Annotated in this window: 10 protein-coding genes and 2 pseudogenes; all 12 read right to left on the bottom strand. The window is 55.1% G+C overall.

Annotation, left to right across the window (positions count from 1 at the left end; all coding sequences use genetic code 11):
- Window positions 1-518, bottom strand: a 518-nt coding sequence (locus KK078_RS26705) for a sigma-70 family RNA polymerase sigma factor (protein WP_254093400.1), incomplete at its 3' end; no start/stop codon positions are given.
- A gap of 334 nt (window positions 519-852) precedes the next feature.
- Window positions 853-4,083 (bottom strand): Ig-like domain-containing protein, encoded by a 3,231-nt coding sequence (locus KK078_RS26700; protein WP_254093399.1) that lies wholly within the window; start codon window positions 4,081-4,083, stop codon window positions 853-855.
- Between the two features lie 76 nt (window positions 4,084-4,159).
- Window positions 4,160-8,368: a glycosyl hydrolase family 18 protein gene (locus tag KK078_RS26695; protein WP_254093398.1), complete on the bottom strand. Its 4,209-nt coding sequence runs from the start codon at window positions 8,366-8,368 to the stop codon at window positions 4,160-4,162.
- 177 nt (window positions 8,369-8,545) lie between these two features.
- A complete protein-coding gene (locus KK078_RS26690) occupies window positions 8,546-9,295 on the bottom strand; it encodes a LytR/AlgR family response regulator transcription factor (protein WP_254093397.1) in 750 nt (249 codons plus the stop codon).
- A 297-nt stretch (window positions 9,296-9,592) separates the two neighbouring features.
- Entirely contained in the window at window positions 9,593-12,775 is a 3,183-nt protein-coding gene (locus KK078_RS26685) for a ligand-binding sensor domain-containing protein (RefSeq protein WP_254093396.1), read from the bottom strand.
- A 114-nt stretch (window positions 12,776-12,889) separates the two neighbouring features.
- Window positions 12,890-13,618: an SDR family NAD(P)-dependent oxidoreductase gene (locus KK078_RS26680; RefSeq protein WP_254093395.1), complete on the bottom strand. Its 729-nt coding sequence runs from the start codon at window positions 13,616-13,618 to the stop codon at window positions 12,890-12,892.
- Between the two features lie 28 nt (window positions 13,619-13,646).
- Window positions 13,647-14,015: a tellurite resistance TerB family protein gene (locus KK078_RS26675; RefSeq protein WP_254093394.1), complete on the bottom strand. Its 369-nt coding sequence runs from the start codon at window positions 14,013-14,015 to the stop codon at window positions 13,647-13,649.
- 92 nt (window positions 14,016-14,107) lie between these two features.
- The gene (locus KK078_RS30715; RefSeq protein WP_317196000.1) at window positions 14,108-14,449 is read right to left on the bottom strand and encodes a helix-turn-helix domain-containing protein; all 342 of its coding nucleotides are present in this window, start codon (window positions 14,447-14,449) and stop codon (window positions 14,108-14,110) included.
- A 52-nt stretch (window positions 14,450-14,501) separates the two neighbouring features.
- Window positions 14,502-14,648, bottom strand: a pseudogene (locus tag KK078_RS26665) (sigma 54-interacting transcriptional regulator); the annotation flags it as partial.
- Window positions 14,649-14,710: 62 nt separating this feature from the next.
- Window positions 14,711-14,914: pseudogene (locus KK078_RS26660) on the bottom strand (response regulator); the annotation flags it as partial.
- A gap of 53 nt (window positions 14,915-14,967) precedes the next feature.
- On the bottom strand, window positions 14,968-15,624 hold the full coding sequence (locus KK078_RS26655) for a hypothetical protein (protein WP_254093393.1): 657 nt from the start codon (window positions 15,622-15,624) through the stop codon (window positions 14,968-14,970).
- 3 nt (window positions 15,625-15,627) lie between these two features.
- Window positions 15,628-16,122, bottom strand: coding sequence for an RNA polymerase sigma factor (locus KK078_RS26650; RefSeq protein ID WP_254093392.1), 495 nt, complete (start codon window positions 16,120-16,122; stop codon window positions 15,628-15,630).
- Between the last annotated feature and the right edge of the window lie 36 nt (window positions 16,123-16,158).

Below are 16,158 nucleotides of genomic sequence, written 5' to 3'. Positions count from 1 at the left end.
GGGGGGGCCGAAAGCTCTTCCGAGGCGACTTCCCGCACCTCGGCCATATCTTCCGGTGACGGCTCGCGGTGGAACGTCGGCTCCAGATCGGAGAAGGTCTTGGAGATCTTGTTCAGCGATCCCACGCGGTTCAGCGGCAAACGCACGATACGCGACTGCTCCGCCAACGCTTGCATGATCGACTGGCGGATCCACCATACGGCATAGGAAATGAACTTAAAACCACGGGTTTCATCAAAACGCTGTGCGGCTTTGATCAGGCCCAGGTTGCCTTCGTTGATCAGGTCACCCAGGGTCAATCCGTTGTTCTGATATTGTTTGGCTACGGACACCACAAACCGGAGGTTTGCTTTGGTCAGCTTTTCCAGCGCCAACGGATCGCCTTCGCGAATTCTTTTGGCAAGCTCTACCTCCATGTCTGATGTGATCAGATCTACCTTCCCAATTTCCTGTAAATACTTGTCGAGCGACTGGCTTTCGCGGTTCGTGATTTGCTTGCTGATCTTTAATTGTCTCATTGCAGCCTGTGTGGTATGTTATTTTATTTCGTTGAAGTCAATGAAAAATGATTCGTCTCTAAGAACGATGGTTTAATAAAAAGGTTTACTCCGTGGATTGTCGACACTTGTCGAATAGTTCGCGGCCGTAGCGGTAAAGGTGGGCAGTATGACAATGGATAAAATGGCCAAGAAGTTCCGAGTATTGCAAATTTTTCCCAGCAAAGGTACGACTTTTTCTTAACTAATGCACAGCTTGTAAACTTGGTCGGCTGGGTGGATCAAAAATGAAGGCAAACGGCTTGTATCCTTGATAAGGTTACCGCCGTTTGCCCTTTTTCAGGCGCAAAACCTGTTATTCCTTCACCAGATACTTCTTCAGCCAGGTTTTCTGCTCGCCTTGAACACGCACTAGGTACATGCCCGCCGGCAATGCCGGCAGTTCAACGGTTTGCACGGTCTGGCGTACAACGCCCAGGTCGACGTCAGCCACCGCGCGACCATTCATGTCTTTCAGCATTACGCGTGTGCGGCCCGGCGCAGCATCAAAGCTGAGCGTCAACGATTGCCGTTCTCCTTCCGCCACCGGATTCGGTGCCAGCATAAGCCCGGTGGCATCCGCGTCGGAAATAGAGACCGATGTTTCAGGAGAAGCCGCGCGTGCGCTGGCGCCACAGCTCCCCTTCAGGATCCAGGCGTCGCTCCAGTAAGCGCCGGTACCCGGAGCGTAGGCCCAGGCGGCACCGTTACACCATCCGGAGAATGGGTATTCCTTACACTCATACTGCGCACCGGCATTCTTTACTTTGCTGCCAGCAACATAACCACCGTTTTCCGTGTATTGCGCAATGGACGCACAGTTATCCGTACCGCCCGTTACCGTAACGGTGACAGACGACGATGTGCCACTGGCACCACTGTTGTCAAAAGCCCGGGTCGAAAGCGTATACGAACCTGCAGCAACGTTTGTCCACGTAACGCTGTATGGGCTGCTGGTGTCGGCACCCAACAAGGTAGTGCCTTGATAGAATTCCACGCGGTTAATGGTACCGTCGCTGTCCGTAGCGGTGGCCGTGATCGTGATCGATGCCGGGGTGGTGAACGAGGCACCTTGTGCCGGAGCCGTCACGGCCGTCACGGGCGGGGTATTGGTCTGGGTGCCATTGACGGTAATGTTGATAGCTGCCGAGGTCGTTACGCCGCCGGCATTGTCGGTAGCGCGTGCCGTAAGGGCATACGTTCCTGCAGCCACATTTGCCCAGGAGAATGTATAGGGAGCACTGTTGTCCTCGCCCAGCTTTACCGATCCCTGGAAAAACTCTACGTTCGCGACAGTACCGTCCGCATCGCTGGCCGAAGCCGCGATCGAGACGGTGGCCGGCGCGGTAAAGGTAGCGTTGGCTGCCGGCGCGGTAATCGCCACCGTCGGGTTGACGTTGGTCGAGCCACACGGGCCAAGCAGTTTCCATACATCGTCCGGGCCGCTCTTCACCGCCGGGTCCTCCCCTTGTGTCCACCAACGGGCCTGGTACCGGTTGCCGTTACGCGATACCTCGGCGCCGCTGGTGTACGTGCCCGTCGCCGTCCATGCCGGGGCGGTACACGTGTTGACTGCGGAAACCGTGATGGCAACGTCCGTGGAAGTTCCTACTCCCCCCGCGTTATCGTACGCCTTTGCCGTGAGCGTATAGCTTCCGGCGGCGACGTTCGTCCAGGTATACGAATACGGCGCTGTGTCATCTTCACCCAACAACGTCGTGCCGTGGTGGAACGCTACTTTGCTGATCGTGCCGTCGGCGTCCGTCGCCGTGGCGGTGATCGTTACCGATGCCGGCGCGGTAAACGTAGCGTTCGCGGCCGGCGCCGTGATGCTGACAACGGGGTTGGCATTGCCCACACCGATCAGTACTCCGGCCGATGTACCGACACCGCCTTTTTCGTCGGTGGCTTTGGCCGTCAGTGTATACGAACCTTGCGGCACGTTGTTCCAGGTATACGAATACGGCGCCGAGGCATCCTCTCCCAGCAGCGTAGTGCCCTGGAAGAATTGAACCTTTGTGACGGTACCGTTATCAGACGCGGTAGCCGTGATGGTAATGTTCGCGCCGGGAGCAAACGTGGCATTGTTCGCAGGACTTGTCATGCTGACCGTCGGTGCCGGGTCGACCACAACACCCCCCGCATCATTTATGGCTTTCAGCAAGCTTGAGCCGCTGTTGTAGCCGGTGTCTCCCGTGAGCTCCCAGATAATAACTCCCTGGTGACCAAAGCGCTTGGTATATTTGATCTTCTCGGCGGCGCCTTTCGGAGTTTCATAATAGATCTTTTTGCCGTTGGCACCGATGTAGCCACCCAGTTGACGCGAATCCTGCGGATCGAAGCTGGTGGCCGCATTCGGATAAGCCGCTACGATCTCTTTCCACTTCGGTGCCACAAAGCCGTTGGCGTTGTCAGGCTTGCGGGTAGAAAGGTCGTAACCGTAGAAAGGCACGCCGATGCACAGCTTGGCCTTTTGTACATTAAAGCCGCCGTCGTGGTTCCAGGCGGCAGGTGCCATACCCATCCAGTATTCGAGGGCGTCTTCTGCAGAATAGATCGGGTTGTCGGCCGTCTGACCCTGGTATGTTCCCAGGGGCACTTTGTACAGTGCGGCATGCGGACCGACGGGTGATGTATTCCATGAACCGGTGAAGTCGTATGTCATAAGGCCGACCCAGTCAAGGTGTTGGGCCAGTGCATCGTCATAGTTGTTGCCATAGTAGGAAGTGCCGAACACCGCCGCCGACAGCAGTTTGTTCGGCATCTTTTGGCGCAGCTTCTGCGCCAGACGCGTCAGGCCGACAGCCGCCGGGTGTGGTCCCTGGTCGGGGCCTCCCCACTTGTCGCCACGTACACGGCCGCCTTGCTCGGTCGTGCCGGAGATCGTCGCATCGGGCCACCAGCACTCCAGGTCGAGGTCGACTCCGTCGATGCCCTTGGCGTTGACATAGCTGGCAATAAAGCTTGCCATCTCTTCCAGCTTCGCATCGTTGTTATAGTATTGGGTCAGCAGCCACAGAAAGGCAAAGTCGGTAGCGCCACCGATGGCGACGGATACTGTCGTACCTTTTGCATGCGCCCGGGCCAGCACACCGTTGTCGAACAGGATCGAGTCCACCTTGCGGTTGTGAAACGAACCCCATGCAATGGACGCGAAGTTGCTGCTGTTGTAGTTGTTGTTGTTCTGCTGAAACAGGTTAAAGGCAATATTGATGTGATTGACAGTGCCCGGGTCAAAGGTCTTGAAATCAAAGTCGGGCACCCAGTACGGCAGATAGCCGATGATACGTTGCGGACCGGTATAATCACCGCCGATGCCACCGTCGCCACACTTGCTCACTAAAGTCCAATCGCCCGTTGTACCGGGCTCGGTAATGGTTGACCATTTTGCTTCGTAGTTTCCGTTCTTGTACGACACCTTCGTACCGCCGGGATACCCCGCGGCGTTGGGCGTCCACGGTGTCCAGCAGCTCGGGAACGAGTACTGCCCGTAGGCCAGCACCGTCACCAGCAGGCACCAGCATACCAGTAAAAGTTTACGTTTCATAGATGTTATAGGGTTATGTGTTTATAGGAAAAAAAAGAAGAGGGATTGCTCCGCTCTTCTTTTTTTATAGTGAATGTTATTCGATGATGTATTTCTTCGTCCAGACCCGCTGGCTTGTCTTCACGTGGAAGATGTAGAGGCCTCTTGGTAACGGCGGCAACGTCACCGTTACCTGGCTTTTGCCGGTGTCACCAAAGTGCTGGCGGTGCACGTCGGTGCCATTTACATTCTTCAGCGTAACCTGCACGGCGCCGGGAGCCGATTCGAACGTGAACGACGCCGTGGCACTTTCACCCGCTTTGCCCGGGTTCGGATAGAGCGTCACTCCTTTCTCTTCTGTTACCGTCAGGGTTGCTGCAGAAGCTTCTGCGGTGCGGGCTGCCGCGCCACAGCTTCCTTTCAGCACCCATGCATCGGTCCAGTACGTACCGGTGCCCGGAGCATACGCCCACGACGCGCCGTTACACCAGCCCGAGAACGGGTAAGGCTTACATTCATACTGGCTGCCTTGGTTTTGTACAATGCTGCCGGCGACATAACCCCCGTTCTCTACATACTGCGGCACACCGCCGCAACCCGACGTGCCGCCGGTTACGGTGAGGCTAACAGCAGACGAAGTAGTGGAGGCGCCCTGGTTGTCGGTCGCGACGGCCGTCAGTGTATAAGTGCCGGCGGCAATGCCACTCCAGGTATAAGCGTATGGCGACGATGTGTCTTCGCCCAGCTTCGAGCCGTTCTGGAAGAACTCCACTTTAGTAACGGCGACATTGTCCGAAGCAGTGGCTTGGATGGTTACCGTTGCCGGTGCTGCCGCAGAAGTGCCGTTGGCCGGAGCCGTGATGCTGACCGTAGGCGGTGTGTTGCCATTGTTGCCGCCGTTGCGGGCATCGACAACCTGGTCGATCGCCGTCAGCAGGGAGTTGTTGCCGGTCGCGTCTTGCGACAGTTCCCAGATCATGATACCCCCCAGGTTGCGATCGAACGCCAGGTTCGTCTTTTGCTTGATGGTATTGATACCGTTGTAGTAGTCGCCGTTGTAGGTATCCAGGTTCGGGTTTGCACCTTCGTTTACCAGCGTACGGAACGTTTTCCACGAGGGACGTGCGTAGAAAGGAACACCCAGTACCGTCTTCGCGGCAGGCAGGCCTCGACCGGCCCAGTAGTCAAGCGAAGAGACGGCATAGCTGTACGGCGAGTGATCGGCACCGCTGCCACCGTCGTATACCATGATGTTCAGGAAGTCAACCGCCGTGAACACGGCCGGCAGAACACCGTTCGCATAGTATCCCTGGGCCGATACGGCCGCTGTCAGGAATTTACCTTGTGCGTGCAGGGCATTGCCCAACTGGGTCATCAGCGTGGCGAAGTTCGCAGGGTCTTGTCCCTCCACCGGATATTCCCAGTCGAGGTCGACACCGTCCAGTTGATGTGTGTTGAGCAGCGACAACAGGTTGTTGACGAATGTGGTGCGGGTCGAAGCGCTCGCCGCCATCACCTGGAAGTCGGTGTTGTTCAGGTCGCTCCAGCCACCCACCGCAATACCGACTTTTACGCCCGCGGCATGCGCACGCGATACGATCTGTGACAGTTTGCCGGTGTTATCGATGGCGGTCAGGCCACCGCTGGTTGTCGGACGAATGAACGAGTAGTTGATGTGCGTAACTTTATCGTATTGGATATCATCCGGCGTACCTTGCCAGGACGGCATGTAGCCTACCACTTTGAATGAACCGTTGTTGCCGGTACCGCCCGTAACAGTGATAGATACGGTAGACGATGTACCGGTACCACCAGCGTTGTCAGTAGCCTTTGCAGAAAGGGCATACGTGCCGGCGGTAACGTTTGACCAGGTAACGGTATACGGGCTGCTGGTAGCAGTGCCCACCAGGCTGGCGCCGTTATAGAACTCTACTTTGCTGATCGAGCCGTCGCTGTCAGTAGCGGTAGCCGTCAGCGTCACCGATGCAGGCGCGGTATACGCGGCACCGTTGGCCGGAGCCGTCAGCGTTGCCACCGGGTTGGCGTTTGTTGGTCCGCCACCGCAGGGGCCGATCAGTTTCCACACGTCATCCGGGCCGCTCTTCAGCGCAGGATCCTCTCCTTGTGTCCACCAGCGTGCCTGGTATTTGTTGCCGTTGCGCGATACTTCCGCGTTGCCGGTGTATACATCGCTGGCTTTCCATTCCGGTGCCGTGCAGCTCGAACCTGTTACCGTGATGCTTACTGCAGAAGACGTGGTCGAAAGGCCGCTGTTGTCGGTAGCCTTGGCGGTCAGCGAGTAGCTCCCCGCGCCTGCGCCGGCCCAGGTATAGCTGTAAGGCTGTGCCGTCGCTTCGCCCAGCTTGGTCGTACCCTGGAAGAACTCAACGCGGGCGATGGTACCGTCAGCGTCTGTGGCTGAAGCAGTGATCGTTACCGATGCACCGGCTGTATAGCTCGCGCCTGAAGTCGGCGATTGGATCGATACGGTCGGTGCGCTGGCGGTACCGGCAATGACCGATACGGAGGCTGTAGCCGTGTTGCCGCTGTTGTCGGTGGCTTTCGCCTGGATGGCGTGTGTACCCGCCGCCAGGGAGTTGATCGTAAAGCTGTACGGTGAGGAGGCATCCTCGCCTACCTTTGTACCGTCTAACAGGAATTCTACTTTCGCAATGCTGCCGTTCGGGTCGTTGGCCGTAGCGTTTATGACAACCGATGAACCCGGGGCTACCACGGCGTTGTTTGCAGGCGCGGTGATAGAAACCGTCGGCATGCCGGTGTTGCCCAGTGCGAAGACTTCGTTGATCTTGTTGACCAGCGGTGACTTTACAGACGAGTAGCGCACCAGCTTCGGACCAAAGGTCGTTGCCGAGCCGCCGATCTCGAGGTCTTCGTATACGGTCCATACGATCACACCGCTCAGGCCTTTGTCTACTACGTATTGGGCCTTCAGGCCGATAGACTGTTCGTTGTCGTAGCTCAGGAAGTAGTTTCCTTTGGTAAGGTACGGCACCTTGGCGTTGTCGTCCCAGTGCTCTGTCCAGCCGGACTTGTTCTGGCGGATATATTCGTAATACGGTGTGCCTTCGTGTGCTGACCAGTTGGTGAAGTCGGCAGCGGAGCTGATCGGACCGTCAGGGTCAACCGTGCGTTGTACCTTCTGTGTGGGTGCGTTCAGCGCGGCGGTGCCTTGTGTTACCACACCACGGCCATAGAAAGCAGCCCCCATGTTGATCTTGTTCGCGGGTACACCCAGATTCACCAGGGCACGGTAGCAGGCATCCCAGCTGAAGTTGGCAAACTCCTGGTTAGGGTAATCATACAACGGCGAGTTGTGACCGGCTTTTCCCGACCAGCCCCCGTTGTAGTCGTACGTCATCATGTTGAAGTAGCTCATCACGTTCGCCAGCGTAGACCACTGAAGGCCTGCCAGCTTTGCGGGGTCGGCCGTAAAGGCTGCCGTGATCAGCTTGTCCGGGCCGATGGCTGCGCGGATCTGCTGCACGAGCGTGGTGAAGTTGGCGAAGTCGGCCTGGCTTCCGGTAAAGTTCATGCCGGCATACGGACCCGGGTATTCCCAGTCCAGGTCGATACCGTCAAAGCCTAACCCGATCAGGCGCTGACAGTCTGCTACAAAGCGCGCGCGCTTCGTGGCATCGGCCGCCATTTCCGGGAAGTGCTTACACATGCTCCAGCCACCGATAGACGCGACAACTTTTACGTTGCGTTCGTGCGCCATCTCGAGAATGCCTTTCGCACCGCCTTCTTTCTTCAGCGGCACCGGCATCGGACCGGTCAGCGTGGTTTTGGTATTTCTCCAGCCGGCACCGTCTGCCACAAAACCGGCGGCTTGTACACGGGCGTCGGCGAAGTCGTATTTATACTCCAGCTCACCGAACATCAGGTGCATGTCCCAGCTGTCGTACACACCACCGTGCAGGATGGGCGCGGGTTCCTGAACGGAGCCTGGCTGGTAGATAAGCTTGTTGCGGTAGTCGCCGCTGTGCAGCGAGCCGTCTTTGGCCACACCGAAGAACGAAAAATTCAGAATGGTGTACTTGGAATAGTCAATGTTGAGGTGGGTGTAGGCACCCGCGCCCGGCACACCGTGCGCCGAGCTTTTCCAGGCATCCCAGTTGGTGATGTACCCCACAATCTGCTTTTGGTGATTTGCCGTCGTAGCACTGCCTCCGGTATTGACCTGACCGAAGAGCGCCGCTACGTTAGCCAGCAACAACAGCAGCAGGATATACACCCGCCGGCACGTGTTGCCGAGGCTAATGCTAGTTAGCGTAAAAGTTGACATAGTAATTGGTTATTGGTTTTGAACATTTGCCGCAGTCATGCCATTGGAACTACGGCTGACTGCATCGCGGGATAAATGTTGGGATAACCGGTAGGAAAAAGAAAAGTAGTTATTGAATGGCCGGGTGCACTTATTAAAAGGTGCAGGAACGTGGCGTGTGCCTGTGTGCGCGCAGGATCAGGAATGCACGGCCGTAGATCGAACGGAAAGCTTGCTGACGACTTCTTCCTTGCGGCGCCGCGAGATCGGTACCGACGAGCTGTCTTTCAATACCAACAGCCCTTCGCTTTTGAATTTCAATACATAGTCCAGGTTTACCAGGTGCGAACGGTGTATGCGTACAAAGTTGTTGTGCACCGTTAACAGGTCCTCGTATTCTTTCAGTGTTTTCGACGACACAAACGTTTTATTGTCCGTTAATACAAAGCGGGTATAATTCAGATCGGCTTCACAGCGAATGATAGTATCGACTTCCAGGAACACCACCCCGTCGTACGTCGTGATGGCGAGATTGCGTTCTTTGTGTTCGAAGAAGTTTTCGATCTGGCGACTGTAGGTTTCTTTTCGGCCCCGGTGCGATTGATACCGGTCGATTGCTTCCTTCAACTCGATGGGATTGATCGGTTTGAGCAGATAGTCCAGTGCGTTGTAGCGGATCGCGCGGATGGCATACTGATCGTGCGCCGTAGTAAAGATCACCTTGCAATCCACTTCCGGTATCGCGGCCAGAAAATCGAAGCCATTCATCATCGGCATCTCGATATCGAGAAATAGCAGGTCGGGTTTGAAGTAATGGATCTTTAGCAATCCGTCTTCACTGTCGTCGGCTGTCTCCAGCACAAACTGACCGGGAAAGATCCGCTCCATCGTTACCTTGAGTAGGTTCCGGGCTTTACTTTCATCATCGATAATCAACGCTCTAATCATTGTTAAAACTTCGGTGAACCAGTATTAACGCTTCTGCTAATGGTGCATGACTATGAGAGAGGTTGGTAGCGGGAATACCTTATTTTTAAGGTATTAGCGTTGCCTGCATCTATAGCAGCACGCGTTCAAGGTATAACAAAGTACAAAAAATAAATCTACTAATTGGTCCAACCCGCTGATTAATATGATAACCTGTTCTTTTACCCGCCTTGCTACCAACGCCGCTTTTACACATCAATTTTGAATGAAAGATGCACGGCAAACACGATACAAAAGGGAACGTTAAAAGTTACACTTCTAACGTTCTACTGTTCGTTGCGTATACGTCATACCTGTTTTTTCCGGTATGAATTCTGTCTTTCCCAAGGGTACACGAACGACCACCGTCGTGCCGGCTGCGGTGCCATCCGGGTGCAGGCGATCAACAATGCGCAGATCGAAGACATCGTTCTGTTTTTTCATCAATGCCATGCGCTCACGAATGATCTTCATGCCCATGGAACGATATGTTTTTTTGATGCTGCTCTGGCGTATCAGTGTCCCCTGCTTGCGGCCAATGCCGTCGTCGGCAATGCTGCACAGCAATACATCTTCCGACTCCAGGTTAAACGTAATACGCAGGTTGCGTTCGCCCTTCTTGTGCATCAATCCGTGCCATAGAGCATTCTCTACAAAAGGCTGTAATAAGAAGGAAGGAATGATGACTTCCTCCGGGTCGATGTCGCTGTCTACCTGGATCTCGTAGTGAAATTGTTTATCAAAGCGCATCGACTCCAGCTCGAGATAAAGCTCCAGTAGCGTGAGCTCCTGGTCCAGGGAGATGAAGTTCTTTTCCGAGCTTTGCAGCACCGTGCGAAGCAGCTTGGAGAACTGATGCAGATAATGCATCGCCTCGTCTTGTTTATGCACAATGATCAGTTCCTGAATGGACGTCAGGCAGTTGAAGATAAAGTGTGGGTTCATTTGGGCGATCAGTGCCTTGAGCTCAAGCTCGGCAATGAGCTTGTGTATCCTGATCTTCTCGCGGAAGCGGTTGCGCACAATGTTAATGAGCAAGGCGATAAACAACATGCCGGCTACTACCAGCGTCGCGGTGAACCACCATGTCTGCCAGAACGGGGGCATGATGATAATTGTCAGCGCGACGCCCTGATCGTTCCATACACCGTCGTTGTTCGAGGCCTTCACCTGAAAGGTATACTCTCCCGGCTCCAGGTTGGTATACGTGGCCGAGCGCTTGCCATTCACCACGTTCCACTCGTCTTCAAATCCCGCCAGCCGGTAAGCATACTGGTTCTTCTCCGGCTGAATGAAATTCAACGCGGCGAACTCCAGGGTTACGACCGACTGATCATACGACAGCATGACCGCCTTCGTCTCGTTCAGCTGCGCTTTGAGCAGCGCGTTTCGCGGATGCGGCAACACCTCCTTGTTCAGGATCTTCAGACTGGTGAAGGCGATCGGTGGCGGGAACTGATTGTTCTTCACCTCGCGTATCACGTCGGGCATGAACGAGGTAAAGCCGTTGGTACCGCCAAACAGGAACTCCCCGCGTCGCGTCTCGTAGCACGCGTTGATGTTGAACTGATAGTCTTGCAGACCATCCTGCGTCGAATAACTTTTGAAGATGCGATCCTGGAGACCCAGGTACCCCAGGCCCCGGCCCGTACTCATCCACACGTGCCCTTGCTTGTCTGACAGAATGCCGGAGATGATGTTGTCGGGCAGGCCGTCTGATTCGTGAAAGGATGTAAATGTACCGGAGGCCTCGTTGTACAGGTTAAGGCCGCCCGCGAATGTGCCGATCCACAGGTTGCCCTCATGGTCCTGGTTGATGCAGCGGATCCAGTGGTTGCTCAGGCTGTTTTTGTTTTGCTGGTCGCTCTTGATTACGGTAAAATGTGTATACGGCTCTTCCAGCAGGTTGAGCCCCTCCTGCGTGCCGATCCAGAGTCGTCGCCGGGTGTCTTCGTACAGGCACCGGATCATGTTGTTGCTGAGGTTCGAGTTGTTGATGTTGATGCAAGCAAACGTATTGGTACCGGCTTCGTACCGGTTGATGCCGTTGTTGGTTCCCACCCAGATCCGTCGCTGGCTGTCTTCCAGCAGCACCCACACCACGTTGTCGCTCAGGCCTGAGCCGTCGCCATGCGCATACCGCGTGAACTTCCTGCGCGCGGGATCGTAGCGGCAGAGTCCGCCCAGGTACGTACCGATCCACAACTTTCCCTGGTGGTCGAGCATCAGCGAAAGGATGCGGTTGTCGCTGATGCTGTTGGTGTTCCGCTCGTCGTAGTAAAAGTTCGAAAACTGGCCCGTCGTCCTGTCGAAGTAACACAGGCCCCCGCCATCAGTACCGATCCACAAGTTGCCGTTCTTCTCTTCAGCAAACGACGTCACCGAGCTGTTGCCATTGAGCGTTGGCACTTTGTAATGGAAAAACGATTCCGCATTCTGGTTAAAGAAGTTCACGCCGCCGTTATAGGTCCCTACCCAGATGCCTCCGCGCTGATCGCTGCTGATCGACCGCACAACGTTGTTGTTAAGGCTCTTGGAGTTATAGGGCGAGTGTACGATGTGCTGAAATTCGTTGGTCTCCGGATTAAAAATGTCGAGGCCCCGTCCGTCCGTGCCGATCCAGATCTTGCCGTTGTCCTGTACCCAGAGCGTCGGTAACAGATCGCTCGAGATTCCTGCCGCACTGCCGGATGTATGGCGAAAGTGTTTGAAGGTTCGGTCCGTCGGCTGGTACAAATTGAGTCCGCTGCCATATGTCGCAATCCAGATCCGTCCCGAAGGGTCTTCCACGATCTTCCGCACATTGTTACCGCTTAACGAGCCCACCTGATTTTTCCGGTATACGAAGTGCAAAAAGTTACCTGTGCTGCTTTCGATTACATGAATGCCGTTGGAGGTACCCACCCACAGGTTGCCATGACGGTCTTCCATAATCGAGGGGATCGTGTTGTATACCATCTCGTGCACGTCAAAAATGCGCGCATACGGCTTGATGAACGTGCCGCTTGCTTCCTGGTATAGGTACAGCCCCTGGTCGCTGCCTACCCACAGACGTCCCTTGCGATCCTGATAGATCGCGCGTACGGGAATGCCCTGGAAAAAGTGCTTGTCGAATCGGTCCAGCGCACGGTTGTAAAGGTCCAGTCCTTTCTCAGAGCCGATCCAAAGACGCTGCCGGGTATCTTCCAGTAGTGTATAGGTGATGTTGCTGCTGATACTGGTCGTGTCGTTTTCCCGGGCGCGGAAGCTGACAAAAGTATAGGCATCATAACGGGCCACCCCGTTCTCGGTGGCGATCCAGATAAAACCGCGGCTGTCGCGGATCACGGCATTGACCGTGTTGCTGGGCAGGCCTTCTTCCGCTGTTAAGTGATGAAATTTAACATCTCGTTCCTGCGCCCCGCACCAGTTCGTGCCGGCCAGACAGCAGAGCAGAAAGAATACACGGATAACACGCAACATAGCTTGGCTCAGGGTTTATACCCTTAAGATACAGCGTTTACACGCCGGTTCCATCCTGCAGAAGCCAGGATGCCCGGGAATACGAAAAGCGGAAGAACTTCTCGACGGTTAATGTCAGGGAAGCCTGGCCACGAATTGTTCGGGCAGCAATCGGAGGATGTGGTAGATCACTTTCCACTTGAGCCCCGGCACCACGATGAAGGCGCGGCGCACGCCCACCACTGCCCGCGCGATGAATGAAGGCTCGAGCATCAGCGACTCGGGAAGGTCCAGGCCTGCGGTCATTTTACTGCGAATGTATCCGGCCACCACCACGTGTACGCGTATGCCGCGGTCGAAAAGATACTGGCGCATACCGGCCAGGTATTGCGTAAAGGCCGACTTCGTACTGCCATAGATAAAATTGCTTTTCCGGCCGCGTACACCCGAGAGCGATGAGAGCCCGATGATGCGTTCCAGGGCTTTGTTGCTGGTATCCATCACGATGATGTTGAGGATCGACACTGCACCGCAGTAATGAACGTTCATCATCTGATAGGCTCCTTCCCAGTCGCGCAGCGCTTCTTCGTTGTTCTTTAAAAAGCCGGCGGCATATACCACGATCGCCGGTTTCACAGGCAGCGACTCGTAAAAGGCTCGGTGCGTGGCAAACGCGGTGGCATCGAAGTACATCACTTTTACCTGCTGTGCGGGGATGCTGCGTACACGTAGAAAATCTTGCAGGGCAGTCGTGTTGCGCGAGGCCGCCACTACATCATACTGTTGCTGAACATACAATGCGATCATCTCCTTGGCGACATCCGAGTTTGCGCCCAGGATGAGAACTGTCTTTTTATCGGACATCTGACTATACGATGATTGTTGCCTGCACTTACTGACCGTTTGCTTGCCGGTACGCTGCCGTCACGGTGTCGATCAGCTTGTCGAGGGCTTCTTTGGAAACGCCCAGCTTCTCCCCGACGATGTTGATCAGCTCGCGTTCGGCCGGGGCAAACTCGCCGTCCACCAGCGCCAGTTCGATCATGTCTGCCAACTGCTTTTCTTTTTCAGAGTCGTCAAGCGGGATCAGGAATTTATACTCGTCCGCACGATCGAGCATGAGATTAAGCCTGTCGAGGGGGATGCCTTTTTCATACGCGATCTTCGCCAGAGCGACACGCTCCAGTTCCTCGATCTTTCCATCTGCTGCACTCAACGAAATGAGGTTCCGGAAATGCGCCAGTTTGATGTGCTCTAACATAGGTTTTAGGGGTCGAACAGAAAAACAAGTGTTTTAAATATACCCAGAATCACCAAAAAACGGGATTAAAAACACTTGTTAATAGAAACATTTTATGGTGTACCGTCTGTCGGGTCGGCTTGCAGGGCGTAGTCCTTTACCTTCTGATACAACGTCGTCAACCCGATACCTAACAGTTTTGCCGCCTGTGTTTTATTTCCCCCGGCAAACGCCAGCACCTGGCGAATGTGCTTCTTCTCCGCCGCGGCCAGCGTCCATGCACCTTCTTCCTGGCTGGAGCCAGCAGGGTAAGCGTTAAAGTCATAGGGCAGCATGTCGGCTTCCAGCACGTCCAGGTCGTTCAGGATGACACAGCGCTCTACGACATTCTTCAGCTCGCGGATGTTCCCTTTCCAGGGATGCACACGCAGGGCTTGCGAATAGCCTGGTGACACGCACGTTCACACGTCGCGCCCGGCTCTCGCCCACCCGGTAGAACTCACCGGGTTCCAGTACACGTAACAGTTTGGCCTTCAGATCGATAGGCATCTCACCCACCTCGTCAAGAAAGAGCGTTCCCTCCTGGGCTTCCTCCAGGTAACCTTTCTTGGCTTTGGTCGCCCCGGTAAACGCCCCTTCGGCGTGGCCGAACAGCTCGCTCTCGAGCAGCCCTTGGTAAGGTAGTCAAATGCTCCGTTCTTGATCGCCGTCACGCCGTCCTGGATCGTACCGTATGCGGTCAGTACGATCACTTCCACCGCCGGGTATTGCTTCTTCAGTGTCGCTGTCAGGTCTATACCGTTCCCATCGGGCAGCTTGACGTCCGATATCACCACGTTGATGGGTTCGCGCTCCAGCAGCGCCAACCCATGTTTTATTGTGGCCGCCTGGTGTACGGTATATCCTTCCAGGCTGATCACGCGCGCAAGAAGCCTGCGCAGATTTTCCTCGTCGTCAATGATTAGTACGCTGCTCACAGATATGTGCCATAGATCCAGGCAAATGTACTAACGATTAGCACAATGCCGCACACCGGCGCCTGCCGGTATTCCTGGAGATAGTGCTTTAGTTCGGCAATCTTGGCCTGGTAACGCTTGCGGACCAACATCAGCATGGCGCCGGTAAAGACAATGCTCAAAGCCAACCCGACCAATACATCTGGTGCCTGGATCCCTGACAAGCCTTTACCATAAAAGAACCGTCCGACAAATACCACCCCCAGCAGCAGCGCCACGATAAAGATGACCTCGGTCCTCAAGCCGCGGCGGAACATCGTTAGCAATTGCTCGAGCCTTTCGGGAATGCTGTCGCTTAACGTAAGGTCGCTGACCGTACGAAGCTTGACCCAATAGAACAAGAGAATCAGTTGGTAAAAGAAGATCATTTTTACAAACCCCTGCGGTGACCCCGGATAGGTAAAGCCGTCGGTCAGCACCGGCATGGCCAGCGTGGCCACCACCATGCTTCCCAGTAACACCGTAATGACACGTTCGTATTGCCGCTTCGTAGCGGTGATCATATCCACCGTCTTGCTTTGCAGCAAGGCGGGCAGGCGATCAAAATAGGACTGCTCGTCCGCCGAAAGACCGCTGTTGTGTTTCCATCCGGCTTTTAATGCATCTATGTCCATAATCTAAGGTGTTAAAAGTTCTTTGAGTTTGGTTCGGATACGGTTCAGTTTGACGCCGATATAGTTCTCCGAGATTTCCAGGATCTGGGCCATTTCGCTATAGCTTTTCTCCTCCAGGTAAAGCATCAGCAGCGCCCGGTCGAACTTGTCCAGCGCCTGGATGGCCCGTTGCAGCTCCTGCGCATAGATCCGGTCGATGCGGTCGTCGGCGGCTTCCGCCTGGTTGTGATGAAAGACCTGTAAGGGATGTTGATCCGGACGGCGCTTTCGCTTCCGCAAGCTGGTAATGGCCGTGTTTAACGCTACGCGATAGATCCACGTGCTGACCAATGACTCGCCCCGGAAAGACGAATACGATTTCCAGAGTTGCAGTACGATCTCCTGAAACAGGTCGTCGAAGTCATCGCGATCGTCGCTGTAGATCCGGCACACCTTCAGGATCGCGCCGCGATGGTCCTGGATGCTTTGTATAAAGGCCCTTTCTAAACCGTTCCCCATGATCGTGATTAGTCAGGAAGGCAGGCAATTTCTTAC

This window comes from Dawidia soli (assembly GCF_018598185.1).
Taxonomy (GTDB): Bacteria; Bacteroidota; Bacteroidia; order Cytophagales; family Cyclobacteriaceae; genus Ohtaekwangia; species Ohtaekwangia soli.
The sequence above is the reverse complement of the archived record's forward strand: the minus strand, read 5'-3'. Positions and strand labels throughout refer to the sequence as shown.